Here is a 23,669-nt window from a genome sequence, read left to right on the forward strand (position 1 = left end):
GCGAGGGGATGGGGCCGGGGGCGGGAGACCGCGCGGTACGCCGGCCGCCGGCGGTCAGATGCCGAGGTTGGCCAGGTTCACGCCGACCGTCCGCAGGGCGGCGGAGACGGACGGATGACGGGCCTCGAAACGCAGGGCGGCCTCCTCCAGCGACTCGGCCAGGCCCGGGTCGTCCCGCGCCCCGTCCCGCCCTGCCCTGTCCAGGAGCCGCTGCAGCTCCTCGTGCTCCGCCGGGGTGAGCCCGTGCTCCCCGCCCGCCGCGAGCCGCGCGCGCAGCCCTTCCAGATGGTCGCCCGCAGGCCGGTTCGGCATGGTGCCTCCTCGTCGCTCGCCACGCCCGCCTCCGCGTGCCGGAGGCGTGCCCTCCGGGGGCGGACAGGGGCCGCTTGCCCCGTCCGCGCGCCCCTACGCACCCCGTCGCCCGGCGGCCCGGCGCGGTCACGCCGGCGGCCCGGCCCCGCCGCCGCCCGCCTCGGGGGCTCTGGCGCCGCCGCGCGGCCCGAACCCGGGCAGGCGGTGCCACCAGCGCCGGCGGCGCGGGTGCACCGCCCGGCTCATCCGGCGGCCCGCAAGGAGGAACCCGAGCAGAGCCCCCGCGGTGTTGAGGAGCACGTCGTCGACGTCGAAGGCGCGCCCCGTGACGAGGGCGCCCTGGACCAGCTCCACCAGGGTCATCACGACGGCCGTCACCGCGGCGACCCGCAGCAGGCCGCGTGTCTGCGGCACCATCACCGGCAGCAGCAGGCCGAACGGCACGCCGAGCAGCAGGTTTCCGCCGAGCTGCCGCGCGGCGTCCCCGGCGGAGCCCTGCTCCAGGTACTGCCGGATCGAGGCGCCCGGGTGGACGTTGCTGTGCACGAGCCCCGCCGAGGCGGCCGACGGCTCCAGCGTCACCCGTGCCAGGGCCAGGCTGAACAGCACCGTGCCGGCGAACGCGGCCGCCACGGCCAGCGCCCGCACCACCGGACGGCGCCCCGGCGCCGTCCGCGGCGGCGGTCCCGCCCACAGCCGCGAACCGGCGAACTTCCTGCGTATCCCCATGAGGAATCCTTCCGGGCAAGGGGCTCCTCGGGCCCGGCCGGTCGTCGGGGGCGGGCGGCAGCCGTACGGATTCCGCGAGCCCGGGGACGGCGGTCCGAGCGCCGTGGCCGGGGGCCTGCCGGGACACGGCCCGCACCCGCCCGGGGAGGAGGGCGGGCGGGGCGCAGCCCGAGTGCCGTGCGGATCCCGTTCGGCAGCCGGGTGCTCCCCTCGGTGCCCTTGTGGCCCTTGGTGCCCGTGATGCCGAAGGGTCCTGGGCCGCCGGTGAGCACGTGCACGGCCCAGGCCCGGCGGGGCCCGCCGAAGTCCGACCGCAGACCCCGCCGTCGACGCGTGTGACCCGCCCCGGCGCCGCCAAACCCTCTACCTCCGGCGTTTCCTGAAGGGCTGTCACCGGCAACGACCCGGTGCTGCTCTGCCACGGCCCGCTCGCCGCCGCCCATACCGTCGTCGAGGTCGTCGTCGGCGCCTGCGGGGACCCCGCCGGCACGGCCCGCGTGGCCCTGACCCGCCTTGGAGGACGGCGTGTTCTCCGCGGACTGCACCCACGCCGCCGAGTACATCGCTGTACCGGGCCTTCCGCCGCAACGGCCGGCTGCGGCGTCCGGGCGCGCGGTCACCAGCCGAGTTCGGTGTACAGGCGGCCGGCCCGGATGCCCTCGATCGCGGCGCGGGTGTACGGGACGACCCGGTCCGGCAGGGCGTCGGCGGGCCACCAGTCCCAGGAAAGGCACCGGTCGGGCTCCCGCACCTCCGGCGTGCCCGCCCAGGCGCGGGCGCGGAAGACGAGCTGCATGCGGGGCCGGTCGCCGGGACCGTCCACGACGTGCACCAGGTGGACGAGTTCCACGTCGGCAGGGTCGATCACCAGCCCGGCCTCCTCCTCCGCCTCGCGCACCAGGCAGGCGACGGCGGACTCCCGCTCGCAGTGGCCGGCGAGGAAGTGGTGCGTACGCGCCGCGAACGCCGAGTCGGGATGGCGCAGCCCGAGCAGGACGCGGCCGTCCCGCTCCAGGTAGAGGTGCACGCCGACGACGTTCAGGACACCGCGGGAGTCGCCGCCGGGGTGGTCCTGCAACGGTGCGGCGGGCAGGAGCGCGGCGACCGCGCGCGGCTGATCGGAGGGGTTCACCAGGGGCTCCTCGGCAGGTGTCGGACGTACGGACGACAGGGCGGCGGACGGACCGGTCCGCGTCCGGTCCCTCCTGCGGGTCCAACGAGCGGCCGACCGGTCCGGCACCCGCGGGGGCGCGTTCGGCCCGTCAGGCGAGGGCGTGGACGGTGACGACGGACAGCACGGCGATGGCCGCCGCCGCGGCGAGGGCCGCCGCCACCGCCAGGACGGCGATGCCGGCGCGTTCGATGCCGAGTCGGTGGTCCGCGGGCTTCCATTCACGCTGGTGCATGGGAACACCCTGCCGTACGGGATCCGCCGCGGCCTGAGTACCCGTACTCATCACCGCGCCCCGCCGGCGCCGGCGCCCGCCGATGTCCGAATGCGAGTAGCGCGCCGGCCTTGTCGGAGCCGCCCGCTACCCTGCCCCCCCATGGCGAACTTCGTACTGGTGGCAGGCGCATGGCTCGGAGGGTGGGCGTGGGACGAGGTGGTGCCCGCACTGCGCCGGGCCGGCCACGGCGTGCACCCGCTGACGCTGTCCGGCCTGGCCGAGAAGCGGCACGTGCCCGTCGGGCGGCAGACCCATGTCCGCGACATCGTCGACGAGGTCGAGCGCCTCGATCTGCACGACGTCGTGCTGGTCGGGCACAGCTACTCGGGCATCCCGGTCGGCCAGGCGGGCGGGCGCATCAGTGACCGGCTGACCCGGGTCGTCTTCCTCGACTCCAACATCCCGGCCGAGGGGGAGTCCTTCGTCTCCACCTGGTGGGAGGGCCCGGCGAAGCTCGAGGACGCCATCGCCGCGAACGGCGGCCTCTGGGCGCCGGTCACCGCGGCCGACTGCGCGGGCCAGGGGCTCGGGGACCGGCAGATCGCCCGGTTCACGGCCGGTGCGACCCCCCACCCGGGCGCATCCCTGGCCGACCCCGCCGTGCTGGTCCGGCCGCTGGAGGAGCTGCCGGCGACGTACGTCAAGTGCCTCCTCGACGGCGCCGAACCGACCGACGACGTGGCCCGGCTGCTGACCGGGCCGCGCTGGCGGCGGATCGACATGGCCACCGGCCACTGGCCGATGTTCTCGCAACCGCAGGAACTGGCCCGCCTCCTCCTGGACGCGGCCGGGGCCTGACCTCCGTTCGGCGGCAGCCGCCAGGCGGCCGGCGCCGAACGGGCGCCCCGGAGCCCGGGGCACGGCGGAGCCGGCCGGCCGGAAGCCTCGGCGGGGCGCCGTGAACGGCGGGCCCGGTGGTGGTCCGGCCGGTCAGCCGGCGGGCGGCGTGGCCGAGGCCGGCCCGGTCCGTTCCCCCGGCGGCTGTGCCAGGCGTTCCAGGACCCGGGTGCGGAGGAGTTCGTACTCCTCCCGGAGCCGGTGCGGCTGCGCGCGCGGCGGCCGGGGTATGACGGTGCCGCCCACGACCGTCTCCTCCGGGCCGAACTGCTCGCGCGTCAGGTCGATCTCGACGCCGGCGCCGAGGCGGTTCCACCAGTGGTAGTCGACGCGCCTGCCGTCGACGTGGACCTCGCCGCGGACCAGCTCGCCGCCCAGCAGGTCGTTGAGGACGAGGGCGGTCACCCCGCACTGGTCGCGGGCCGGGTTGTCGCCGGTCCACAGCGACCGGTAGTCGGGGGTGCAGGTGTCGGCACTCCAACTGTCGCGGACGGCCCGCTCGATGTCGGCAAGAAGCAACGGTGTCATCCCACCAGCCTGCCGGTCCCCACTGACAACGGGCCGAGACGGCGACGCCGGAACATCCTCCGCTCACCGGGCACGGTCTCGTCGAAGTTCGGCGCCGCCCGGCACCGCGGTTTCCCGGCGTCCGGGCGCGCGTCCGGGCGGATCGGCGATGGTGGGGCGGGTGAGGCCCGTGTTGCGGTGAGTGCCGGGTACACCGCCGGCCTACCCTTCGATCCACCATCCCCGAAGGAGCGGCACATGACCGACGCGGCGTTCATCGACCTCCGCCCACAGGCCCGGATCGTGGCGCGGCTCGCGGCGGACGTTCCGGACGACCGGCTCGCCGACCCCACACCCTGCCCCGGATACCGGGTCGGCGGCCTGCTCGCCCACCTCGCGGGCCTCGCGACCGCCTTCCGCGACGCCGCCCGGAAGGACCTCGGCCCGACGACCGCCACCGCTCCCGACGCCGGCTCCGTACCCGGCCTGCCCGCGGAATGGCGGGAGCAGCTGCCCCGGCTGCTGGCCGAGATGGCGGTCGCCTGGCGCGACCCGGCCGCCTGGACCGGCATGACCCGCGCCGGGGGCGTGGAGCTCCCCGGCGGGGTCGCGGGGGCCGTCGCCACCGACGAGCTGGTGATCCACGGCTGGGACCTGGCCCGGGCCGCCGGCCTGCCGTACGACCCGGATCCGGCCGCGCTGCACGCCTCGTACGCCTTCCTCCGCGCGTCCGCCGAGGAGGACGATGCCGGCAGGGGCGGGATCTTCGGGCCCGTCGTGCCCGTGCCCGACGACGCGCCGCTGCTCGACCGGGCGGTCGGCCTGAGCGGACGCAACCCCCTCTGGACGCCGCCGCCCACCCCCTGAGCCGCGCCCGGTTCCCCGGCACGAAGGGCTCTCCTCACAACGGAGCACACAGCAGTCCGAGGTGGTTGGCCGATACGGGGACCGGCCGCCCGCTGATTCGTGCCATCTGCCAGTACGGCTCCCGGACTTGCCGGCAGCAGACTTCTGTCAACGCCGCACCGGGCCCTCCTCCGCACTCCGCCGGGGGCCCGGTGCGGCCTGCATCCGGGACGAAGCACGGCACAGAGGGGGCGCACGTGAGCGTGCAGCAGCAGTACGACGGCATCGGCGAGGCCTTCGAGGGCTTCAAGTCCCTGCCGCTGATCCGCCACGGGGAAGTGCCGAGCTTCCTCGGCATGGTCGGTGACGTCAAAGGCCGCTCGGTCCTCGACGTGGCGTGCGGAACCGGCTTCTACAGCCGGGAGTTCAAGCGCCGCGGCGCCGCGGACGTGTTCGGCGTGGACATCTCCGCCGAGATGATCGCCGCCGCGCGGCGGATCGAGGAACAGGAGCCGCTGGGCGTGCGCTACGAGGTCGGCGACGCCGCCGGATTGGGACAGCTGGACCGGCAGTTCGACATCGCCCTGGCGGTGCAGTGCCTCAACTACGCTTCCGACACAGCGGAGATGGAGCGCATGTGCCGCAACATCCACCGCAACCTGGTGCCGGGCGGCGCGTTCTTCGTGTTCGCGCAGAAGCCCGACTACCGCTTCGACTGCCGGAGCCTGGACACGTACGGCTTCCGCTGCGAGCCGACGGGCGAGGAGCGGGAGGCCGGGCCGCTCGTCCGGGTCACCGCGCTCCTCGACCCGGAGCCGATCAGCATCCTCGGCACGGTCCCGCGCCGCGAGGTCTACGAGGAGTGCCTGCGGCGGGCGGGATTCCGCGACCTGGAGTGGGTGCCGCTGCACGTGTCCGAGGAGGGCATCGCCGAGTACGGGGCCGACTTCTGGGCCGACCTCCTCGCGCACCCGCCGCTGGAGATGCTCCGCTGCCGGTCCTGACCCGCGCACCCCGGTGTGCCCGGCGGCACCATGCCCGCTGCCCGCACCGCGGCGGCCGCGGCCCCGGCTTCGTGCCGGGCGCCTCCCGCCCGCACGGGGACACGGCCATGCCGGGCCCGGAGGCCGGCGGCCCTCTCCGGAGGCGGCCCGCGGGTGTCCGCGGCCCGTTTCCGGGGACACGCCGGGCAGGAGCGTACGCGGCGCGTACGCGTGCAGCGGCCCGGAGGCAACGGAGGAAGGGAGCCGAGCGATGACCGACCCGCAGGGCAAGGCCCGCAAGGACGAGCTCAACCGGCAGCGCAAGCAGGAACAGGAGCGCGAACGGGCACGGGCAGGACACGAGCCCGACCCCGGCCAGGACGCGCAGACGGACCCGCAGGAGGGGGCGCGCCCCCGCAAGGACCAGGGCGGCTGAACCGGCCACCGCCGGGCGCTACCCGGCCTCCTCCCCGTCGACGGCGACGCCCAGGCGGCCCGCCACCGCGGTCAGGGCCGCGCCGAGGGGGAGCGCGACCCGCGTGACGGCATGCGGGTCGCCGCGGGTGGCGTCCCGGTTCACGATCAGCACCGGCTTGCCGGCCCCGGCCGCCTGGCGGACGAACCGCAGCCCCGACATCACCGTGAGCGAGGAGCCGAGGACCAGCACCGCGTCCGCCCCGTCGACGAGCGCCCGGCACTGCTCCACCCGCGACGGCGGAACGGCTTCGCCGAAGAACACCACGTCCGGCTTGAGGACGCCCCCGCACCGCGCGCAGGGCACGACGCGGAAGTCCGCGACCTGCCCGTCGGTGAGGTCGGCGTCACCGTCCGGGTTCATCGCGGCGGCCACCGGCTCGAACCCCGGATTGGCCTCCTCCAGCCGCAGGGCCAGCTCGCGCCGCGGGGTGGAGGCGCGGCAGGACAGGCAGACGACCCGGTCGAGGCCGCCGTGCAGCTCCACCACCCCGTCACTGCCGGCGGCCTGGTGCAGGCCGTCGACGTTCTGGGTGATCACGCCCGCGAGCATCCCGTGCCGCCCGAACGCTGCCACCGCCCGGTGCCCGGCGTTCGGCCGCGCCCGGCCGAACGTACGCCAGCCGAGGTGGCTGCGCGCCCAGTAGCGGCGCCGCGCCCCGCTGCCCGAGACGAAGTCCTGGTACGTCATCGGGGTGTGCCGGCTGAGGCTGCCGCCCTCGCCGCGGTAGTCGGGGATGCCCGACTCCGTGGACAGGCCCGCGCCGCTCAGGACGAGCACCCTGCCGGCGGCAAGCACATCGACGACGGGCCCCAGCTCCGTCGTGCCGGGCGGCAGATCCCCGGAGGGGGTCCAGCTCAGGGTGGGACGCATACGCATGCCGCCAGGCTACGCACGCCCGCCGCGATCCGCCCCGCCCGGGGGCGGCTGCGGCCCCGGGAACACGGAACCGTGCCTCGGCCGCGGCCCGCCCCCCTACGCCCTGACCGGGCCGGGCCCGTCGAACGCCCTGAGATCATGGCGGGATGACGGCGACCCCCGACCCGGACCGCCGGCCGGCGGTCGACGCGGAGTTCCGGATCGACCACCTGCGGCCCGTGGACGAGACCCGGGCGACCGCAGCCGTGCGCTGCACGCACGGGCCGGTCCGCCTCGGCGCACGCTTCCACCGACTCCGTGACGCCGCGGCGCCGATCGACCTGGTGCTCACGCGCATCGTCTTCTACGGGCGCCCGGTCGACGCACTCGACCCCGCCTGCACGGCTCTGGTCACTCTTCGCGGCGCAGGAACCACGCTGCTCGCCCCAGGAGCCGGCGCCGGCCCGCCCACCATCCAGGGCGCCATCCCGCCGCCGTGCGCCGGGCCGTCCCGCGCGCCGAGGGCACGCACCGAACGCCGCTCCTGGCTCCACGGGGCAACTCAGTACAGCCCCTAGCCGGCCAGGGTGGCGGCCAGGGCCGGGGCCAGGTGCTTGACCAGGTCGTCCGGGGGCAGGGCGACGACCGGGGGGAGTGCCAGGAGGTAGCGGGTCAGGGCGAGGCCGAGGAGCTGGGCGGCGACCAGACCCGCCGTGCGGGCGGCCCGGTCCGGGCCGAGGGCTGCCGCCAGTGCGGGTGCCACCTGGGTGGCGAACACCTCGCGCATGCGGGCCGCGGCCTGCTCGTTCGTCACCGCGGAGCGCAGCAGCACCAGCAGGGCGTCGTCCGCCGGGTCGCCCTCCCACCGGTCCACGAAGTGCCGCACCAGCGTGGCCGGCAGTTGCTCGGCCGGCACCGCGCCCAGGTCGGGCAGGCGCAGGTCGACCGCGAGGGCGGCATCGAAGAGCTGCTCCTTGCTGCCGAAGTACCGCATGACCATCGACGGGTCGATCTCCGCGTCCGCGGCGACGGCGCGGATCGTCGTGCGCTCGTATCCGTGGGCGGCGAAGCGTTCCCGCGCAGCCCTCAGGATGGCGGTCTTGGTCTGGTCGGAGCGGCGCGGCGTCGTCATGCCAACAAGCGTAGGCCAACAACTGTTGACAGGCGAATCGCGCGAGGGCATCCTCAAGTCAACAGACGTTGGCCAACAAGTGTTGGCCCGCCGGAGGAGGTCCGCAATGACCAGCACCCCCGTACTGCCCTCCCGCACGGAGGTGGCCATCGTCGGCGCCGGGCCCACCGGGCTCGCCCTCGCCGTGACCCTTGCCGAGGCCGGCGTCGACTTCGTCCTCCTCGACCGGCAGGCCGAGGGCGCCAACACCTCCCGCGCCGCCGTCGTGCACGCCCGCACGCTGGAGGTGTTCGACGAGCTCGACCCGAGCGGCGCGCTCTCCGCCGGCCTCGTGGCCCGCGGCATCCCCGTCTCCCGCTTCCGGATCCGCGACGGCGCCCGTCCCCTCGCGGCCGTCGACTTCGACGGCCTGCCGACCGCCCACCCGTACGCCCTGATGGTCCCCCAGTACGAGACCGAGGCCGTCCTGCTGAGCCGCCTGCGCGCACTCGGGGGCGACGTCCACCGCCCCCGCGAGGTCACCTCCGTCACCCAGGACGCCGACGGCGTCACCCTCACCACTGCCGCCGGCGAGACCCTGCACGCCGCCTACGCCGTCGGCGCCGACGGGATGCACAGCACCGTCCGCGCGGCAGCGGGCATCGGCTTCACGGGCAGCGCGTACGACGAGTCCTTCGTCCTCGCCGACGTCGTCATGGACTGGGCCCCCGGCCCGAGCGAGGTCTCGCTCGCCTTCGGCGCCGCCGGGCTGACCGTCATCGCCCCGCTGCCGGGAAACGGGAACGGGGGCGTGGGCGGGGGCGGCGGCGCCGGCCGGCGCTACCGGATCGTCGCCACGGTCGCCGAGGCCCCGCCGTCTCCGGACCTCGCCTTCGTGCGGGCCCTGCTGGCGCAGCGGCTCCGCGGCGAGGCCCGCGTGCACGACCTCGTGTGGTCCTCCCGGTTCCGGATCCACCACCGCGTGGCCGACCGCTACCGCGCCGGGCGCCTCCTGCTCGCCGGGGACGCCGCGCACGTGCACAGCCCGGCCGGCGGGCAGGGCATGAACACCGGCATCCAGGACGGCTACGCCCTCGGCCGCGCCCTGGCGGACGGCGAGCTCGACGCGTACGAGGCCAGGCGCCGCCCCGTCGCCCAGCGCGTCGTCGCCCTCACCGACCGGATGACCCGCGTCGCCACCGCCCGCGGCCTGACGCGCCGCGCCCTGCGCAACACGCTGCTGCCCGTCCTCGCCCGGATCCCGGCCTTCCGGAACCGCCTCGCCCGTGAACTGGCCGAACTCGACTACCGCTGACCGGCCGCCGCAGGCCGCCCGCCGCCCCGCGCACGCAAACGGCCGGCCGCGGTGTGGGCGGCCGGCCGTTTGCGTGCGCGGGGCGGGTCTCAGGAGGCGTTCGCGCGCACCGAGCCCGTGGTCGTCCCGGCCGGGCTGCCGAGGAAGCAGGTGACCGTCCGGTCGCCCAGGACCCAGCTCGACGCCTGCGGGTAGTAGTAGAACACCTCAAGCGACTTCGGCAGCTTCGCCGCGTCACTGCCCACGTAGTCCGTCAGCGCCTTGCCGCCGCACTTCTCGTCGGCGCTCGCGACGACCTTGTCCGCGCCCGGGAACGCCCCGCCCTCCAGGGTGAGCACGGCGTACACCTCGCCCTCGTGCGGCTGGTCGCACGCCACGGTCCGCACCGACTGGCGGGCCTCGGTGCCCCCCTCCTCGGTCTTCGCCAGGTCGTCCTCGGTGTTGAAGCAGTCGCCCTTGCGGATGTCCTCGACGTCCCTGCGGCGCTCGCGCGGGCTCGCACCAGGGCTCGCGCCGGCGTTCGCGCCGGGGCTCGCACTCTGCTCCGGCACGGTGACCCGCCCGCCGGCGTCCTGCCGCGCCGCGGCGTCGTCGGCCGCCCCGCCGAGCAGTCCGATGGCGAGCACGATCGCGTAGAACGCGATCGTCGCCCCGTGGATGACGATCGCCGCGATCGCGAGTCCCTTGCCCTTCTCGCCGTTCTTCCGGATCTGCGAGAGGGCGACGAAGCCCAGGATCAGAGGAACGAACGGGATGGCACAGACCACCGACATCACGAGCGCCACGATGGCCGCCACGTTCGTCTTCTGAGGCTGCGGCGGGTACCAGCCCTGCGGGCCGCCGAACGGGGCCCCCTGCCCGGGTACTCCGGGCATTCCGGGCTGCCCTGGCAGGCCGTACGGGCCCTGCGGGGGATACGGCTGCTGGTACGGGCCCGGCGGCGGCTGCGGGGGTATCGACATGCTCGTGGTGCTCCTCGAAAGGGTGGAAAAGACCAACAGCCGGGCGGAACGCCGCCGGGTGGGGGACTGGTGGGCGGATGATGTCCGACCAGCCGCGCCCCAGTATCACCCGGCCGGCACCCCGCCCCCGCCGAATTACCCGGCCCCGGCCCCCGCGGCCCCGACCCGGCCCCGCACCCACCCCGCCCTGCTGCCGCCCCGCCGTCAGCCGCCGCCCTGCACGGCCTCCCGCGCCCGCCGCTCCATTTCCTCCTCGGACACGTCCTCCACGTGCGAGGCGAGGCTCCAGCGGTGCCCGTACGGGTCCTCGATCTGGCCGGTGCGGTCGCCGTAGAACTCGTCGCGGACCGGACGAAGCTCCCTGGCACCGCGGGCGACGGCGGCGGCGAAGACCGCGTCGACGTCCTCGACGTACACGTGCAGGGTGACGGGCGTCCCGCCGACGGACTTCGGCGAGCGGAAGCCCATGTCCGGGTGCTCGTCCGCCAGCATGACGACCGAATTGCCCAGCTCCAGTTCGGCGTGTCCGATCCTGCCGCCGGGGGCGGGCATGCGCGTCCGCTCGGTCGCGCCCAGCACGGACACGTAGAAGTCGATCGCCTCCGCTGCTCCGTCGCAGCACAGGTACGGGGTGATGCGCGGATATCCCTCGGGAACGGGTTTGACGGCCACAGGCTCCCCGCCTTCCTCTCACCGGCGGCCGCGGTGACCGCCGCCTGCCCCACTGATATCCCGTACCCGGCCGACCTGCCGGACCGCCGCGCGGCGGCCGCCCGGGGCGTGCCCCGAAGGGCCGCCCCCGCCGACCGGGGTGCCGCCGCGGCGCCACACTGGGGGAGTGGAGGACAGCGGACGGCCGGCGGGCCGGCGCCTGGAGCGGGCCATCCTGGACCTTCTGGAGCGCCGCGGCCCGACCGCGACGATTTGCCCCTCGGACGTCGCGCGCGCGGTGTACGCGGGGGAGGGCGACGGCTGGCGCGCGCTGATGGAGCCCGTCCGCCGCGCGGCCCGGCGGCTCGCCGCCGCCGGCGAGGTCGAGATCACCCAGGCGGGCCGTCCGGTCGACCCGTCGCAGGCCCGCGGGCCGATCCGCATCCGCCGCACCGCCGACCGCTGACCGGTCCGCAGGCTCCGGGAACCGCGTCCGGGTGCATCCTGGAGGGGGCGCCGAAGGAGTTGACCGACCATGCGCACCGTGACGAGACGCGTCTGGTGGCTGTGGGCAGGTGCTGTCGTCGGTCTGGGCCGGGCCGCGTGGATCATTGCCGCTTCAACGTCTCCCGCTCCGCAGCTGAGCGGCCCCGCGGTCCCGCCGTCGGCAGTGGAAGGCATTGCTCCGGCGGAGGACGGGGATGCAGGCCGGCCCCGGGTCGGCGCAAGCGGCGAACGTCCGCGGCCCTCCGGGACGGAGCCGGGCGAGCGGCCGCACCCGGACGGGCCGGGAACCGAGCCGGAACAGCCCGCCGGTGCGACGCCCGGGGCGACAATCGGACAGCCGCCGGATGCCGGTCAGGCGCCCGAAGCAGTCGTCCAGTGGGCCGGCATCTCCGTCGGGGCGGTTTCGGCCCTGGGCGGGATGATGAGCGGGGTCGCGGCAGTGGTGATGACGCGGCGCAGCAGGACAGCACCCGAGGAGGCGCAGCCTGCGGCGGCGGCAACTCGCGTGCAGCCGCGCGCCGGTACTGCACACCCGTCAGGGCGTTCACCGTGCCGCCGTGAGCCGTACCCGCCGCTGCCCGGAAGGGCGGGACGGCGGCACAGGCCCTTCCACGCGGGCGACCGGCATCCCCGCTGAGGGGCGCGCCGGAGTGCGGCGCGGACGGCTGGAGGCACGTGCCCGCACAGCGCGGAATGCCGCATTCATGCGCGGTGGCTGGTCCATCCGGGAACGTCCGAATTTCGACCCTGTTCCAGGGAACACCCGCCGCCCCTCGGCCAGTTCACCGAAGGGAGCCGGGACAGGCCCCTGCGACCCGCACCGTACGGCCCGTCCCGGACCCGCCACACCCTGGGCAAGGAGAAAGCGTGCGCATACTCTTCACCGGACCGGCCGCCGCCGGCCACCTGTTCCCGATGATCCCCACCGCGCAGGCCCTGCGGGCCGCAGGCCACGAGGTCCTGTTCGCGAGCGGGCAGCCGCTGGACCGGCTGCGGGAGGCCGGCTTCCCCATCGTGGAGATCGGCGACGGCCGCACCCTCCGGGAGGTGTTCGAGCAGAGCACCGGCGAGGAGGTGGAGTACGTCGCCCACGACAGGACAACGGAGCAGATCCTCGACCGGGCGGCCCGCGGCTTCGCACTCGCCGGCCGCCCCACCGTGGACGGCCTGCTCGCCGCCGCCGAGGACTGGGGCGCCGACCTGCTGGTCCACGACTCCTTCCAGGCCTCCGCCCCGCTGGTCGCGGCCAAGCTGAAGATCCCTTCGGCGATCCAGAACTTCGGCGTCTCCTCGGGCCTCGACATGGTCGGCCGGATCGCCGCCCACTCCGCCGAGGCGTACGAGGCCCACGGCGTCGAGGGGCCGGCCGAGGCCACCCCGCTGAACGTCGTCCCCGCCTCCCTCGGCGGCGACCCGGGCGGCCTGCGCATGCGCTACATCCCCTACAACGGCGGCGGAACCGTCCCCGCGGAGCTCCTCCGCCGCGGCGCCCGGCCGCGCATCGCCGTCACCCTCGGCACGGTCCTCACCGAGCTGGACGGCGTGCGCGCCATCGCCCGGCTCGTGGAGGCCGCCGCCTCCGTGGACGCCGACTTCCTGCTCGCCGTCGGCGACGCCGACCTCTCCCCGCTCGGCACCCTCCCCGGCAACGTCCGCCCGCTGCCCTGGGTTCCGCTCGCCGAGCTGCTGACCGCGGCCGACGCGCTGGTCCACCACGGCGGCTCCGGCACCATGCTCACCGCACTGCAGGCCGGCCTGCCGCAGCTCCTGCTGCCGCAGGGCGCCGACCACTTCGTCAACGCCGACGCCCTCACCGCCGCGGGCGCCGCCCTCCGCTCCACCTCCGACGGCGTCGACGCCCCGCTCCTGGCCCGCCTGACCGGCGACCCGGCCCTCCGTGAGGCGGCCGCCTCGCTCCGCGCGGAGAACGCCGCCCTGCCGACCCCGGCCGCGATCGTCCCCGCCCTGGAGGCCCTTGCGGCCTCCCGTTAGCAGCCGGCCGTCGGCGGCGGGCCCGCAGCCGCGCCGCCGACGGCAGCCGCATGCGCCATGTCACAACTCGGTGACACCGCGTACCCCCCGGCCGCGCCCCGGGGAGCATGGCCGGATGCGGAACCACCACACCACCGCCGCCGTCCTGGCGGCCGTCGCGGCCCTCGCCCTCACCGCCTGCGGCCCGCCGTCCGCCTCCGGCGAGTCCAAGCCCGGTACGCCGGCGCCGTCCGGCACCGCCCGGGAGACGGCTGCGCTGCCGGACCTCGTCGGCATGGGCCTCCAGGCCGCGCAGGACGCCGCCCAGGCGGCCGGATTCCACTCGCTCACCTCGCACGACGCGCTCGGCCGCGGCCGCGAGCAGCTCCTGGACCGCGGCTGGAAGGTCTGCTCGCAGACCCCCGCCGCCGGGAGCGCCGTCGACACGGCGGCGAAGGTCGACCTCGGCGCGGTGAAGCTGGAGGAGGAGTGCCCCGCCCGGGAGCCGGCGACCCCGTCGGCGCCCGTCGGCGCGACCATGCCGAACTTCATCGGCCGGAGCATGAAGGTGGCCCGGCAGGCGCTTCCCGGGAACGCGAGCATCACCGTCAAGGACGCCCTGCAGGAGCGGATGGTGCTCCAGGAGTCCAACTGGCGGGTGTGCACCCAGAATCCGCCGACCGGCACACCGCTCACGGGGCAGCCCGTGGCGTTCCACGTCGTCAAGTTCGAGGAGGCCTGCCCCTGAGCCCGGGCCCGGGTCCTGGCGCGGGCCCGGGGCCCGGAAGGCCCGGGCCGGCTACCGGGCGAGCTTCTCCCCGCAGCGGGCGCAGAAGCGGGCCTCGGGGTCGGCGGCCATGCGGCCGCAGGCGGCGCACACCCGGTCCGCCAGGCACGCCGGTTCACCGGCGCCGGCGCGCAGCCCCGTGGTGATCCCCAGCGGCGGCCGGCGGCGGTGGGAGGTGGTGTACGTGAGCCCGTCCGCGCCGGCCCGCACCGAACGCGTCGTGCCGGCGGGCAGCCAGGCGACGGCGCCCGGCGCCAGCGCCACCGTCTGCTCCGGCGTGCTCAGTTCACCTGAACCCGCGACCACGACGAGCAGCACGCCGAGGACCGTCTCCGTGTGCTCGCCGATGTCGGCGCGGGCCCCGAGCCGGACGAGGTTCGCATCCAGGTCGCGGCCGGCGCCGCCGAGCGCCCACAGGACGCGGATCTGCCCCTCGCCGACGGCGTCGGCGGGCGGCGGCGACGGCAGGAACACCGGTGTGCCCGGCGCGGACGGCTCCATGGCTTCTCCCACTGCGAAGGGGGCATGCTCCCCGAACTCCTCGAAGGCCACCACTATCGCAGCCCGCCGGCCCGGCGGAGCCCCTCTCCGCGGGGCCGGCGGCGCGGTCGTGTGCGTCAGTTCTGCGGCTGGTAGGCCTGCTTGCTCGCGCAGGTCCACACGGTGGGCGTACCGAGGCCGTGCTCGTCGAGGACCGTCCCTCCGACGCGGTCGTCGTCCGTGACGGCCTGGGCGGCGCCGCGGCGCGGGCCGCTGCCGCCGGGCAGCGCGAGCACCGGGCCCGTACCGGGCCAGTACGCGGGCTGCGAGCTCTTCGGCCAGCCCTCCTCGTACGAGACCGCCCGGCCGACGACCGCGCCGGTCCCGGGGCTGATGCCCGCCAGGGCCAGCTCCGCCTCACCGGCCAGCCGGCCCGGTTCCGCCGGCAGGGCGTCGTAGGGCCGCTTCCAGGTCGCCGGGCGGTGGTGGGACAGCTCGCGCCAGTGCTGCCACTCGTGCCCGACGACCCGGCCGCGGTTGTCGATCCCGGTGGCGATCACGTCGTAGGTCGGGTCGCCCTGGTTCCAGACCTCGAGGGCGTACGGCGGGTAGCCGCCGGCGGGCCAGACCACCGGACTGCCGCGGAAGGCGGTCTCGTCGGTCACCGGGTCGTAGGACTCGCCGGAGACGTGGCCCAGGATGTCGCCCCGCTTGTTGACGGCGCTCACCGAGACCCGGCTGTTCGGCAAAGCGTCGGCCGGGAGCGGGAGTTCGCGGACGACCCTGCCGCCGGCCCATTCCCTTCCGACGCCGTTCTCGCTGGTGGCCATCCGGCCGCCCTCGTTCACGGCCGCGGACACGTCGTGGGCCGTACCGGTCAGGAGCCGCACGGCGGCATCGCCCGGCCGGTAGCTGAATGCGGCGGCGCCGTCGAAGCCGCGCCGCAGGGTGCCGACCATCAGCCCGCTGTCGCCGACCGACGTGACGGCGCCGTTCGTCCACCCGTCCGGCAGCGGCACCGCATGGACGGCGCTGCCCTTCCAGTACACGGGCAGGCCCCGGCTGGTGCCCACCGCCAGGTCGCCGCGCCCGAAGCCGTACACGGTCCCGCCGTCGCCTGCCGGACCGGAGGGCAGTGCGTTCAGACTGCGGATCTCCGGCGTGCAGCCCGTGGCGCCGGCGGGCGCGGCGGCCGTGACGAGCCCGGCGACGGCGGCGGCCGCGGCAACTGCCGCGGTGCTCTTCCTCATTGGTGCTTCCCCCTTGATCATGATGCGTACGGGCTCCATACTGCCGGGCACCCGGCCGGAATGCGGCACCCCCACTTGCGATCAGCGGACCGGGTGCCAAACCTCCCCGGGGGCGGCGTCCGCCGGGGCGGACTGCCACGGCGGTCCGGTCCGGGCCCCGGTCCACGCGGCGAGGGCGTCGCCGTCGACGCAGACGATGCCGCAGGCGGCGGCGTACTCCGCGGCCGGCGCGGTGAAGCCGCTGGTGGTGACGACGACGGCCACGTCGGCCTCGTGGACGGCGAAACAGGTCCCGCCGAACCGCTGGAGGTCCTGGGAGCCGACCCGGTGGCCCTCCCCGTAGTGCTTGCACTGGATCACCACGCGCCGGCCCTCCGGCGTCACGGCGACCACGTCGGCCCCCAGGTCGCCGGCACCGCCCGCCACCTCCACCCGGTGGCAGCCGTCACGGGCGCACAGCGCGGCGACCGCGTGCTCGAAGCCGTCGGGGTCCACCGCCTCGTGGTCCAAAGCCTCGGGGCCCACCTCGGGGAGCGGGGGAGCCGGATCCGGCCGGCCAGGGGCCCCGGCAGCCGGCGGGGCGGCCGGCGGGGCGCCCGGCGGACGGGGCCCGGGAGCCGCGCTCCACCGGGCCAGGGCCGCTCCGCCCGCCAGTGCGGCCACCGCGAGGATCGGCACCACGGGCGGACCGCCGCCCGCCTCCGCAGCCGTCCTCACGAAGAGGGCCGCCCCGCCCAGGCAGACCACCACCAGTCCGACGGCCAGCACGACGTCACGGCCCGCCGGTGCCGCACCGCCGCTCCCGCGCCTCCGGCGCCCTCCCGATGCAGCCATCCCGGCTCCTCCCCTCGCGACCTGCACGTCTCCCTCGTCTGGACGCCGACGACCGTCTTCAAACGCCCCGGCCGGCCGCAGGAGTCAGGGACGCTCCTCCGCGGCGAGCAGGGCGAGGAGGCCGGGGAAGCGCTGCTCGACGTCGGTGCGGCGCAGGGCGGCCATGCGGCTGTTGCCGCGGTCCACCTGGCGGATCAGCCCCGCTTCGCGCAGTACGCGGAAGTGGTGCGTGAGGGTCGCCTTCGAAACGGGCAGCCCGAACGAGGCACAGGTGCGGGCGGTCCCGTCGGGCGCGGCGGCCAGTTCGCGGACCACCGTCCGGCGGAGCGGGTCCGCGACGGCGGCGAGGACCCTGCCGAGCTCCATCTCGGCGGCCTCCGGATGGCCTTCGGTATCGGGCACGGGCTGCTGCCTCCATGTCGCGGGAGTTCGGTACGCGCCGAAAGGTACGGGTTGCATCGTACCTCGAAGATCGCTAGCGTCCTCTCAGGTACGAACTCAGTCGTACCTTCGCCGCGTCCGCCTCCTCGTGCGGTCGTACGCCTTCCCAGGGAGCACCCGTGAGCCGACCGCCCGTCACCCTTGTGGGCACCGCCCGTCCGCGGCCGGAGCGCGCCGCGGAGCTGAGGGAACTGCTGCTGTCCTTCGTCGAGCCCACCCGCAGGGAACCGGGCTGCCTGGAGTACCACTTCCACGAGGACCGCGACCGTCCGGGGGTGTTCGTCTTCTACGAGGCGTGGCGCTCGCAGGCGGACCTCGACGCCCACCTCGCCCTGCCGCACATACGCGACTTCCAGGCACGCCGCATGGACTACCTCGAAACCGACCTGGAGATCAGCTTCCTCACGATGCACAGCCCGTACGGGCACCGCCCGTCCTGATCCCGTACGCGCGCCGCACGCGGCGGGATCCGCCGGCGGGAACGCATGGCCGGTGCCGGCGCGGGCATCAGCGGGTGCGGGAGCGGCTGTCCCGCGGCGACGAGGGGGTTGGCATGGCGAGGACCGGACTGACGGCGCGTGAGGCCGCGGCGTGGGACCAGCTGGCGGCGCAGCTGTCCGACGCGGACGCCGCACCGCCGCCGGCCGCCCGTACCGCGGACAGGACCCGGCTCCGGGCACGGCTTGCCCTCGCGGCGGTGCTGCTGCCCACCGCGCTGCTGCTGCTCGTCGCGGGCAGTGCGACGGGTTCCGGCCCTCTGGCGTGGGGCGGCGTGACCGCCTGGATCGGCGCCGTCCTCACGGTCTCCCGCGTCCTCGGCCACGGCCCCCGGCTGCCCTGGCGCCCCTGACCGGCAACGGGCCGCAGGGGCAGCGGCCGCCCTCGCTCAGGGGCGGTCCAGGCCCCACGTCTGGAGGGAGAACGGCCGGCCCTTCTCCTCGCCCTCGATCAGCGGCACGTCCAGCAGCCTGAAGCCCGCCTGGGCGGCCACGGCCACGCTGGCGGCGTTCTCCGCCTCCAGCTCCAGGATCACCCGCTCGACGCCGAGCTCCTCGAACGCGTACGCGGCCATCACCCGCACCGCCCGCGCCGCCAGCCGCTGCCCGCGGTGCGCCGGGCCGACCGCGTAGCCGATCTCCGTGCCCTCGGGCGCGCGCCGCAGCATGACCTCGCCGAGCGGCCCGCCGCCGTCGACGGTGATCGCGAGCAGGATCGCCGTGCCCTCCGCGCGCAGCTTCCGGTCCCGCTCCAGCCGTGCCCGGGCGGCTGCCGCGTCGAAAGGCGAGACGATGGGCGTCCAGTACGCGATGTCGGGGTGGTCGAACAGCTCCGGCATCGCGGCCAGGTCGTCCTCTGTCCAGTCCCGAAGGACGAGTCCCTCCCCCCGCAACTCCATGCGCTCGGGAAAGGACGACATGGTGCCGCTCATGCTGGGGCCCTCCTTGGCCTGCGGTGTGAGACGAGGCAGGATAACCGCGTCCGGGCCGGAAACCCCTGGCGTTTTCCCCGGGTACCCGGCCGCCCCGGAGGGCTCGCTGTGCCGAATGCAACCGGGGCCGGGCGCACGGTGTGCAGAGGTGCGCCGCCACCGCTGCCCGACGGCCCGTAGGGTGCGGGAACCGGTACCGAAACGGGCCCGGACCAGGGGCGGAGCGAGTTCGCGACCGCTCGCCCCGGACCCGCCGGACACCGGCCGTACCACCGATTCCATGGGGGAACTCACGTGCACATCCACCGCACTCCGCGGACTCCGGGCCGCAGGGCCGCACGCGCGGCCGTCACCCTGGCCGCCGCCTGCCTCACTCTCGCCGGCACGCAGGCGGCGGTGGCCGCCGACGCCCTCCCGGGCGCCGATCCGGTCCCCGCCGAAGTGCAGTACGCCCGCGACCTCGCGGACGGCAAGCTCGACGCCGGCCACCTCGCGCACAAGGCGCAGAAGGAGGCCGAGGAGCGCGCCCTCGGCCTCGACACGGCCGCCGCCGGCGCCGACCCGCTCCGCGAAGTCGTCCTCAGGGGGACGAAGTTCTTTGCCCCCGCCGGAGCCCCGCCCCTGGCAGCGGCCGAGGAGCCGAACAACCTCTGCGCCTACGGCGAGGTCTGCCTCTACTACAACTCGGGCCACCGGAACGCCAACTTCAAGCGCAAGGACACCCAGTCCACCATCAAGGACTACGCGGGCTACACCTTCCCGGTCGGTCTCCCCGGCGGCGGCCAGCCCGTCAAGAACAACGCCGCCGCCGTGCACAACGCCAGCGGCCACTACACCTTCGGCGTCTTCTACAACAGCAACCACAAGGGGCTGCGCGCCTGGTATGCACCGGGCACGGGCCGCGACCTGCCCGACTGGCTGAAGAACAACAACGCCTCCGGACGGGCCGACCGTTCGTGGTGACGGTGCTCCGCCGCGCCGCCGCCCTCGCCCTCGCGGCGGGGGCGGCGGCGCTCGCCGCGGCGTGCGGCGGCAACCCCGGCAGACAGGACGGGGACGGCATCCCGCCCGGCCCGCCGCCCGCGCTGCCCGTCGAGGAGTACATGCCGTCACCGCGGCAGATCGCCGAGGACGGCTGGGCCCGTACCGTCCTGATGGCGCGATGCCTGGAGCGGTTCGGCATCGACTCCGCCTACCCCGACCGCCGCGTCCTGCGCGGCCCCGCCACCCGCACCGAACGCCGCTACGGCACTCCGGACGCCGCCCGCGCCAGGGAATGGGGCTACTGGCTGCCCGGCGACGACACGGCGCCCCAGGACGCCGCACCCGGGGCCGCCGAGAACCAGGTCTCCTCCGGGACCGTCGCCGAGTACGCCGGCCGGAAGGTGCCCGAAGGCGGCTGCCACGGCGAGGCGGTCCGCGCCCTGGACGGCCCGGACGCAACCCCGCAGACCTACGGCGACGCCCTGCGCACCGCCAACGACATGGAACTGGCCGCCTACGAGAGGGCGCGCCGCCACCCGCAGGTCCGGAAGGCCGAGCAGATGTGGGCCGCCTGCATGGCCGACAAGGGGTACGACCTGCCGGCGGACGTTTTCTCCGCCTCGGACCGGCTCGACCTGCCGCCCGTGCGGCCCCGGCCCGATCCCTCCTCGCCGGAGATCGCGACCGCCGTCGCGGATGCCGCATGCATGGGCGAGGCGTCCGTCGCCGTAGTGTGGCAGACGGTGGAAGCCGCCTGTCAGCGCGAGGAGATCGTCAAGGACCCGGCGAAGTGGGAGGGCGTCCGGCGGACGTACCGGGCGCACTTCGCGAACGTCGAACGGGTCCTGCGCGACAACCCGCCGCGCGGGTGACCGCGGCGCGTGAGCCCTGCCGTACGGGGTAGGAGCCGGGACGGCCGAGTGACGAGAGGTGTCGACGTGATTCGCAAACTGCAGGCGGTCGCACTGGACTGCGACGACCCGGTCCGGCTGGCGCGCTTCTACGCGGAGCTGCTCGGGGGCCGCGTCGTCGAGGACCCCGAGGACCCCGACTGGCTGGAGGTGCACGGCTTCGAGGGGACGCCCCTCGCCTGCCAGCGGGTGGACGGCTACCGGCCGCCCCGGTGGCCCGGGCAGCAGCGGCCGCAGCAAATCCACCTCGACTTCGACGTCGACGACCTCGAAGGCGAGGAGAAGCGCGCGCTGGCCCTCGGCGCGACCCTGCTGGAGCGGACGGACCAGATCCGCCCGGAGGCCAACTGGCGCGTCTACGCCGACCCGGCCGGCCACCCCTTCTGCCTCTGCCTCCACTGACGCGGGCGCCCCGCCCGGCCGCGCCGTCGCCCCGCCGCCGGGCGCGGGCGGCCGCGGCCCCGCTCAGCCGGTGGGGCCGGGCGCGCCGGGCGCCGTACGGGGCCGCCGCGGGGCGGTGTCGAGGACGGCCCACATGCGCCGGCCGTCCTCCCCGGTGTCGGTGCCGACGGCGCAGGTCGCGGCCAGGCCCGCGACCTGCGCGAGCACCCCGTCGTCGGGCGCGCCGACCACATGGCTGAGGACGGCCACGAGGATCTTCCCCTCCTGGTCGCCCAGGTGCACCGACAGCCGCTTCCCGCCGTCCGCGACCGCCGCCCCGACGAGGACCCGCACCGACTGCTCCACGTCCCCTTCGCACGCGCCCGCATATCCCCAGCCGCGCACCGTCTCCACGGCCTGGCGGGCCGCCTTGCCCGCCGCCCACCGGTCGGCGCGGAAAACGAGCGCCGCAGTACGCCGGTTGCGGACCACCATCCGCGGACGGGCCCGTACCGCCACCTCCTTCGGCTTGGTGGCGGGCTGCGGACGCGGCGCCTCCACCGGCTTCTTCTGCGGCGGCGGCGTCCTCGGCGGGTGGGTCGGCGGCAGTTTGGGACCCCTGGCCTCGGGACTGGTCAACTCGGCCTCCTCGCAACAGGGAACAGGCAGACGGAACAGCGTCCCCCATCCTGGCACGGCGCGGCCCCGACACCGCCCCCGCACGGCCCGAAGGGCCGATCGGCGTCGCGGCGCCCGAGCGGGGGAAGCCCGGGCGCCGGCCGGCCGGCGGGCCCGGCAAACGCCGTGGTGACGGATTCCCGCAATCCGCCCCCGCTTTGTTCCCGGCGCCCCTGCCGCCGCCGGTGATCCTGCGTAGCCTTGGGGCCGATCGCAGACGTGTCCGTCGAACGGCGTGGACGAGGCTCCGCTGCGGCCCCCGCCCCCGAAAAGGGTGCCGGGGTGCCGCGGCGGCGTCCGCCTCCGCCGTACTGCGCGCCGGGCCGGCCGCCCCCCGGCGGGCCGGCCCGGTCGACACGACCCGCCCGGACACGCCCGGGGCTGCCGTACGAGCCCGGTCTCCCTTCGCCGTCCTCACGCCAGGAGCTGCCGCATGTCCACACCCGCCGGTCTGATCGACGTCCACCACCACGCCGTGCCGCCCCTGTACGCCGAGGCCCTCGGCGACCGGAAGGCGATCCCGGGCGTCGACTACCCGGACTGGACCCCCGAGCAGAGCCTGGAGGTGATGGACGCGCACGGGATCGCGGCGGCCGTCCTGTCCATCACGGCCCCCGGCGTCACCTTCCTCGACGGCCCGGACGCCCCCAAGATGGCCCGCCGGGTCAACGAGTACCTGGCCGGGCTGGTCCGCGAGCACCCGAAGCGGTTCGGCGCGTTCGCGATCCTCCCGCTGCCGGACGTGGCCGCCGCCCGCGACGAACTCCGGTACTCCATGGACGAGTTGGGCCTGGACGGAGCGGGGCTGCTGACCTCGTACGGGCGCCGCTACCTCGGCGACCCGGAGTTCGAGCCGCTGCTCGCGGAGATCGCCGAGCGGGGCGCGGCCGTCCACGTCCACCCCGCCGCCCCGCCGAGCCGAGACCTGGAGACCTTCGACCTGCCGGCGTCGCTCTACGAGTTCACCTTCGAGACGACCCGCACCGCGGCGAGCCTGCTCTTCAACGGCGTCCTCGACCGGCTGCCCGACCTGCGGCTGATCCTGTCGCACGCGGGCGGCACCCTGCCGTTCCTGGCCCGCCGGCTCACCCACGGCCCCACCATCGGCGCGTACCTGAAGGACCGCGTCCCGGCGGACGTCATCGGCACACTGGGCCGGCTGCACTACGACATCGCCATGTCCGCCAACGAGTTCGCGCTGCCCGCGCTGACCCGCCTCGCCGGTGCCCGCCGCATCCTCTACGGCAGCGACTACCCCTTCATGCCCGCCGCCCACACCGCCGAGAACACGGCCGGCTTCGCCGCGTACGACGGGTGGACGGAGGCCGAGCGCGCCGAGGTGGGCCGGGCGAACGCCCTCCGGCTGCTCCCCGCCCTGGCCGCCCGCCTCGCAGGCTAGTGCCGGGGCGGGGCCAAGGCGCTAACCGACCGGCTGCAGCCCCCAGTAGTGCGGCTCGATGGGGGCCCGCCTCACCACGATTCGACCGGTGACGTCGGGGCTGTCCACCAGCTTCCCCCACGAGCCGGATCGGTCGCCGGGGGTGTGCTCGATGTCGGCCCACACCGCGCTGCCGGGTCCGGCGGAGCCGTAGGAGACGGTCCACTCGGCGTACTTGTCGGCACAGTTGTCGCTGACAACCACCCTGTAGTCCGTCTCCAACCTCAGACAGGTGCGCGGGTTCGAACCCGGTGTGGAGACTTCCATCGTCCCGTTGGGGCGTTGCCGTACCTGCCAGTTCGCCGAGGTGGACCCGTCGTCCGTGCAGGCGCCCAGGGACGCCGTGCCGATGCTCCCGTACGACTTGGGCCACGTCAGGCACTTGCCGTCGCTGAGGGCCGCGAACCGGTAGACCCCGTCGACGAGCGGGGCGGCGTGGACGGGTTGCGCGAGTGCCGCGGCGGCCGCAACCGCGGCGGCCGTGACGGCGATGGCGCGTGAACGCATGGGATGGCACTCCTGGCAGTCGTGGTCGAGCCGGTCG

Annotated in this window: 31 protein-coding genes; 15 read left to right on the forward strand and 16 right to left on the reverse strand. The window is 75.6% G+C overall.

Features of this window, described 5'->3' with window-relative positions; genetic code table 11:
* Window positions 1-54 precede the first annotated feature (54 nt).
* From MUK52_RS30275 to MUK52_RS30290, 4 genes are all read right to left on the reverse strand, one after another.
* Window positions 55-312, reverse strand: coding sequence for a DUF4404 family protein (locus MUK52_RS30275; protein WP_284581542.1), 258 nt, complete (start codon window positions 310-312; stop codon window positions 55-57).
* A gap of 126 nt (window positions 313-438) precedes the next feature.
* Window positions 439-1,041, reverse strand: a complete 603-nt coding sequence (locus MUK52_RS30280; protein ID WP_284581543.1) for a VanZ family protein — start codon at window positions 1,039-1,041, stop codon at window positions 439-441.
* Window positions 1,042-1,657: 616 nt separating this feature from the next.
* Entirely contained in the window at window positions 1,658-2,173 is a 516-nt protein-coding gene (locus MUK52_RS30285; RefSeq protein WP_284581544.1) for an NUDIX domain-containing protein, read from the reverse strand.
* A 130-nt stretch (window positions 2,174-2,303) separates the two neighbouring features.
* Entirely contained in the window at window positions 2,304-2,447 is a 144-nt protein-coding gene (locus MUK52_RS30290) for a hypothetical protein (RefSeq protein WP_246042573.1), read from the reverse strand.
* 141 nt (window positions 2,448-2,588) lie between these two features.
* Between MUK52_RS30290 and MUK52_RS30295 the strand changes: the two genes are divergently transcribed.
* Complete coding sequence (locus MUK52_RS30295) at window positions 2,589-3,287, forward strand: alpha/beta fold hydrolase (protein WP_284581545.1); 699 nt, start codon at window positions 2,589-2,591, stop codon at window positions 3,285-3,287.
* 132 nt (window positions 3,288-3,419) lie between these two features.
* On the opposite strand, the gene MUK52_RS30300 is transcribed toward MUK52_RS30295, so the two are convergent.
* Entirely contained in the window at window positions 3,420-3,854 is a 435-nt protein-coding gene (locus MUK52_RS30300) for a YunG family protein (protein ID WP_114055985.1), read from the reverse strand.
* A 237-nt stretch (window positions 3,855-4,091) separates the two neighbouring features.
* Here MUK52_RS30300 and MUK52_RS30305 point away from each other — a divergent pair, with 237 nt between their 5' ends.
* From MUK52_RS30305 to MUK52_RS30315, 3 genes are all read left to right on the forward strand, one after another.
* Window positions 4,092-4,700, forward strand: a complete 609-nt coding sequence (locus MUK52_RS30305) for a TIGR03086 family metal-binding protein (RefSeq protein ID WP_114055984.1) — start codon at window positions 4,092-4,094, stop codon at window positions 4,698-4,700.
* Between the two features lie 236 nt (window positions 4,701-4,936).
* Window positions 4,937-5,683, forward strand: a complete 747-nt coding sequence (locus MUK52_RS30310) for a class I SAM-dependent methyltransferase (protein ID WP_114055983.1) — start codon at window positions 4,937-4,939, stop codon at window positions 5,681-5,683.
* 250 nt (window positions 5,684-5,933) lie between these two features.
* Window positions 5,934-6,098, forward strand: a complete 165-nt coding sequence (locus tag MUK52_RS30315) for a hypothetical protein (protein WP_162793237.1) — start codon at window positions 5,934-5,936, stop codon at window positions 6,096-6,098.
* A gap of 18 nt (window positions 6,099-6,116) precedes the next feature.
* Here the strand turns inward: MUK52_RS30315 and MUK52_RS30320 are convergent, their stop codons facing one another.
* The gene (locus tag MUK52_RS30320; RefSeq protein ID WP_114055982.1) at window positions 6,117-7,016 is read right to left on the reverse strand and encodes an NAD-dependent protein deacetylase; all 900 of its coding nucleotides are present in this window, start codon (window positions 7,014-7,016) and stop codon (window positions 6,117-6,119) included.
* 146 nt (window positions 7,017-7,162) lie between these two features.
* Here MUK52_RS30320 and MUK52_RS30325 point away from each other — a divergent pair, with 146 nt between their 5' ends.
* On the forward strand, window positions 7,163-7,573 hold the full coding sequence (locus MUK52_RS30325) for a hypothetical protein (protein WP_284581546.1): 411 nt from the start codon (window positions 7,163-7,165) through the stop codon (window positions 7,571-7,573).
* Here the strand turns inward: MUK52_RS30325 and MUK52_RS30330 are convergent.
* Entirely contained in the window at window positions 7,570-8,127 is a 558-nt protein-coding gene (locus MUK52_RS30330) for a TetR/AcrR family transcriptional regulator (RefSeq protein ID WP_284581547.1), read from the reverse strand. The two genes, MUK52_RS30325 and MUK52_RS30330, sit on opposite strands and share 4 nt — an antisense overlap.
* A 106-nt stretch (window positions 8,128-8,233) precedes the next feature.
* Between MUK52_RS30330 and MUK52_RS30335 the strand changes: the two genes are divergently transcribed.
* Window positions 8,234-9,421 (forward strand): FAD-dependent monooxygenase, encoded by a 1,188-nt coding sequence (locus MUK52_RS30335; protein WP_284581548.1) that lies wholly within the window; start codon window positions 8,234-8,236, stop codon window positions 9,419-9,421.
* Window positions 9,422-9,510: 89 nt separating this feature from the next.
* Here MUK52_RS30335 and MUK52_RS30340 read toward each other — a convergent pair whose 3' ends face one another.
* Complete coding sequence (locus MUK52_RS30340) at window positions 9,511-10,383, reverse strand: DUF4190 domain-containing protein (protein ID WP_114055978.1); 873 nt, start codon at window positions 10,381-10,383, stop codon at window positions 9,511-9,513.
* 204 nt (window positions 10,384-10,587) lie between these two features.
* Window positions 10,588-11,055, reverse strand: coding sequence for a VOC family protein (locus tag MUK52_RS30345; protein ID WP_114055977.1), 468 nt, complete (start codon window positions 11,053-11,055; stop codon window positions 10,588-10,590).
* Window positions 11,056-11,221: 166 nt separating this feature from the next.
* Between MUK52_RS30345 and MUK52_RS30350 the strand changes: the two genes are divergently transcribed.
* The 3 genes from MUK52_RS30350 to MUK52_RS30360 all read left to right on the forward strand — a co-directional run bounded on the left by MUK52_RS30350 (window position 11,222) and on the right by MUK52_RS30360 (window position 14,260).
* Window positions 11,222-11,500 carry a DUF3253 domain-containing protein gene (locus MUK52_RS30350; RefSeq protein ID WP_114055976.1) on the forward strand — a complete coding sequence of 93 codons (279 nt, stop codon included), beginning with the start codon at window positions 11,222-11,224 and terminating at the stop codon, window positions 11,498-11,500.
* Between the two features lie 908 nt (window positions 11,501-12,408).
* Window positions 12,409-13,533 (forward strand): nucleotide disphospho-sugar-binding domain-containing protein, encoded by a 1,125-nt coding sequence (locus MUK52_RS30355; protein ID WP_284581549.1) that lies wholly within the window; start codon window positions 12,409-12,411, stop codon window positions 13,531-13,533.
* 115 nt (window positions 13,534-13,648) lie between these two features.
* Window positions 13,649-14,260, forward strand: coding sequence for a PASTA domain-containing protein (locus MUK52_RS30360; protein ID WP_284581550.1), 612 nt, complete (start codon window positions 13,649-13,651; stop codon window positions 14,258-14,260).
* A 51-nt stretch (window positions 14,261-14,311) separates the two neighbouring features.
* Here MUK52_RS30360 and MUK52_RS30365 read toward each other — a convergent pair whose 3' ends face one another.
* The 4 genes from MUK52_RS30365 to MUK52_RS30380 all read right to left on the reverse strand — a co-directional run bounded on the left by MUK52_RS30365 (window position 14,312) and on the right by MUK52_RS30380 (window position 17,265).
* Window positions 14,312-14,800, reverse strand: a complete 489-nt coding sequence (locus tag MUK52_RS30365; RefSeq protein WP_162793235.1) for a hypothetical protein — start codon at window positions 14,798-14,800, stop codon at window positions 14,312-14,314.
* A 116-nt stretch (window positions 14,801-14,916) separates the two neighbouring features.
* Entirely contained in the window at window positions 14,917-16,029 is a 1,113-nt protein-coding gene (locus MUK52_RS30370; protein WP_284581551.1) for a hypothetical protein, read from the reverse strand.
* An 81-nt stretch (window positions 16,030-16,110) separates the two neighbouring features.
* Window positions 16,111-16,863, reverse strand: a complete 753-nt coding sequence (locus tag MUK52_RS30375) for a restriction endonuclease (protein ID WP_284581552.1) — start codon at window positions 16,861-16,863, stop codon at window positions 16,111-16,113.
* Between the two features lie 84 nt (window positions 16,864-16,947).
* Window positions 16,948-17,265 carry an ArsR/SmtB family transcription factor gene (locus MUK52_RS30380; RefSeq protein ID WP_114055970.1) on the reverse strand — a complete coding sequence of 106 codons (318 nt, stop codon included), beginning with the start codon at window positions 17,263-17,265 and terminating at the stop codon, window positions 16,948-16,950.
* Between the two features lie 158 nt (window positions 17,266-17,423).
* Here MUK52_RS30380 and MUK52_RS30385 point away from each other — a divergent pair, with 158 nt between their 5' ends.
* Entirely contained in the window at window positions 17,424-17,744 is a 321-nt protein-coding gene (locus MUK52_RS30385; protein ID WP_114055969.1) for a putative quinol monooxygenase, read from the forward strand.
* Between the two features lie 113 nt (window positions 17,745-17,857).
* A complete protein-coding gene (locus MUK52_RS30390) occupies window positions 17,858-18,154 on the forward strand; it encodes a hypothetical protein (RefSeq protein WP_114055968.1) in 297 nt (98 codons plus the stop codon).
* 36 nt (window positions 18,155-18,190) lie between these two features.
* Here MUK52_RS30390 and MUK52_RS30395 read toward each other — a convergent pair whose 3' ends face one another.
* Window positions 18,191-18,733, reverse strand: a complete 543-nt coding sequence (locus MUK52_RS30395; protein WP_284581553.1) for a GNAT family N-acetyltransferase — start codon at window positions 18,731-18,733, stop codon at window positions 18,191-18,193.
* Between the two features lie 294 nt (window positions 18,734-19,027).
* Here MUK52_RS30395 and MUK52_RS30400 point away from each other — a divergent pair, with 294 nt between their 5' ends.
* From MUK52_RS30400 to MUK52_RS30410, 3 genes are all read left to right on the forward strand, one after another.
* Entirely contained in the window at window positions 19,028-19,696 is a 669-nt protein-coding gene (locus MUK52_RS30400; RefSeq protein WP_284581554.1) for a hypothetical protein, read from the forward strand.
* Window positions 19,690-20,589, forward strand: a complete 900-nt coding sequence (locus tag MUK52_RS30405; RefSeq protein ID WP_284581555.1) for a hypothetical protein — start codon at window positions 19,690-19,692, stop codon at window positions 20,587-20,589. The genes MUK52_RS30400 and MUK52_RS30405 overlap by 7 nt, the downstream gene beginning before the upstream one ends.
* A 66-nt stretch (window positions 20,590-20,655) precedes the next feature.
* Window positions 20,656-21,030 carry a VOC family protein gene (locus tag MUK52_RS30410; protein ID WP_114055964.1) on the forward strand — a complete coding sequence of 125 codons (375 nt, stop codon included), beginning with the start codon at window positions 20,656-20,658 and terminating at the stop codon, window positions 21,028-21,030.
* A 63-nt stretch (window positions 21,031-21,093) separates the two neighbouring features.
* Here the strand turns inward: MUK52_RS30410 and MUK52_RS30415 are convergent, their stop codons facing one another.
* Entirely contained in the window at window positions 21,094-21,648 is a 555-nt protein-coding gene (locus MUK52_RS30415) for a hypothetical protein (protein WP_246042572.1), read from the reverse strand.
* Between the two features lie 472 nt (window positions 21,649-22,120).
* On the opposite strand from MUK52_RS30415, the gene MUK52_RS30420 reads away from it, so the two are divergent.
* Complete coding sequence (locus MUK52_RS30420) at window positions 22,121-23,086, forward strand: amidohydrolase family protein (RefSeq protein ID WP_284581556.1); 966 nt, start codon at window positions 22,121-22,123, stop codon at window positions 23,084-23,086.
* Window positions 23,087-23,107: 21 nt separating this feature from the next.
* Here MUK52_RS30420 and MUK52_RS30425 read toward each other — a convergent pair whose 3' ends face one another.
* A complete protein-coding gene (locus MUK52_RS30425) occupies window positions 23,108-23,632 on the reverse strand; it encodes a hypothetical protein (RefSeq protein WP_284581557.1) in 525 nt (174 codons plus the stop codon).
* Window positions 23,633-23,669: the final 37 nt, after the last annotated feature.

Source organism: Streptomyces sp. 2P-4, from assembly GCF_030167965.1.
GTDB lineage: Bacteria > Actinomycetota > Actinomycetes > Streptomycetales > Streptomycetaceae > Streptomyces > Streptomyces globosus_A.

Excerpts from the sequence above, each read along its gene's own strand:
- MUK52_RS30275 (WP_284581542.1), bottom strand. The coding sequence starts at position 312 with ATGCCGAACCGGCCTGCGGGCGACCATCTGGAAGGGCTGCGCGCGCGG.
- MUK52_RS30370 (WP_284581551.1), bottom strand. The coding sequence starts at position 16,029 with ATGAGGAAGAGCACCGCGGCAGTTGCCGCGGCCGCCGCCGTCGCCGGG.
- MUK52_RS30420 (WP_284581556.1), top strand. The coding sequence starts at position 22,121 with ATGTCCACACCCGCCGGTCTGATCGACGTCCACCACCACGCCGTGCCG.
- MUK52_RS30395 (WP_284581553.1), bottom strand. The coding sequence starts at position 18,733 with ATGAGCGGCACCATGTCGTCCTTTCCCGAGCGCATGGAGTTGCGGGGG.
- MUK52_RS30290 (WP_246042573.1), bottom strand. The coding sequence starts at position 2,447 with ATGCACCAGCGTGAATGGAAGCCCGCGGACCACCGACTCGGCATCGAA.
- MUK52_RS30390 (WP_114055968.1), top strand. The coding sequence starts at position 17,858 with ATGGCGAGGACCGGACTGACGGCGCGTGAGGCCGCGGCGTGGGACCAG.
- MUK52_RS30340 (WP_114055978.1), bottom strand. The coding sequence starts at position 10,383 with ATGTCGATACCCCCGCAGCCGCCGCCGGGCCCGTACCAGCAGCCGTAT.
- MUK52_RS30320 (WP_114055982.1), bottom strand. The coding sequence starts at position 7,016 with ATGCGTATGCGTCCCACCCTGAGCTGGACCCCCTCCGGGGATCTGCCG.
- MUK52_RS30425 (WP_284581557.1), bottom strand. The coding sequence starts at position 23,632 with ATGCGTTCACGCGCCATCGCCGTCACGGCCGCCGCGGTTGCGGCCGCC.
- MUK52_RS30365 (WP_162793235.1), bottom strand. The coding sequence starts at position 14,800 with ATGGAGCCGTCCGCGCCGGGCACACCGGTGTTCCTGCCGTCGCCGCCG.
- MUK52_RS30335 (WP_284581548.1), top strand. The coding sequence starts at position 8,234 with ATGACCAGCACCCCCGTACTGCCCTCCCGCACGGAGGTGGCCATCGTC.
- MUK52_RS30315 (WP_162793237.1), top strand. The coding sequence starts at position 5,934 with ATGACCGACCCGCAGGGCAAGGCCCGCAAGGACGAGCTCAACCGGCAG.
- MUK52_RS30375 (WP_284581552.1), bottom strand. The coding sequence starts at position 16,863 with ATGGCTGCATCGGGAGGGCGCCGGAGGCGCGGGAGCGGCGGTGCGGCA.
- MUK52_RS30325 (WP_284581546.1), top strand. The coding sequence starts at position 7,163 with ATGACGGCGACCCCCGACCCGGACCGCCGGCCGGCGGTCGACGCGGAG.
- MUK52_RS30330 (WP_284581547.1), bottom strand. The coding sequence starts at position 8,127 with ATGACGACGCCGCGCCGCTCCGACCAGACCAAGACCGCCATCCTGAGG.
- MUK52_RS30295 (WP_284581545.1), top strand. The coding sequence starts at position 2,589 with ATGGCGAACTTCGTACTGGTGGCAGGCGCATGGCTCGGAGGGTGGGCG.
- MUK52_RS30305 (WP_114055984.1), top strand. The coding sequence starts at position 4,092 with ATGACCGACGCGGCGTTCATCGACCTCCGCCCACAGGCCCGGATCGTG.
- MUK52_RS30360 (WP_284581550.1), top strand. The coding sequence starts at position 13,649 with ATGCGGAACCACCACACCACCGCCGCCGTCCTGGCGGCCGTCGCGGCC.
- MUK52_RS30280 (WP_284581543.1), bottom strand. The coding sequence starts at position 1,041 with ATGGGGATACGCAGGAAGTTCGCCGGTTCGCGGCTGTGGGCGGGACCG.
- MUK52_RS30300 (WP_114055985.1), bottom strand. The coding sequence starts at position 3,854 with ATGACACCGTTGCTTCTTGCCGACATCGAGCGGGCCGTCCGCGACAGT.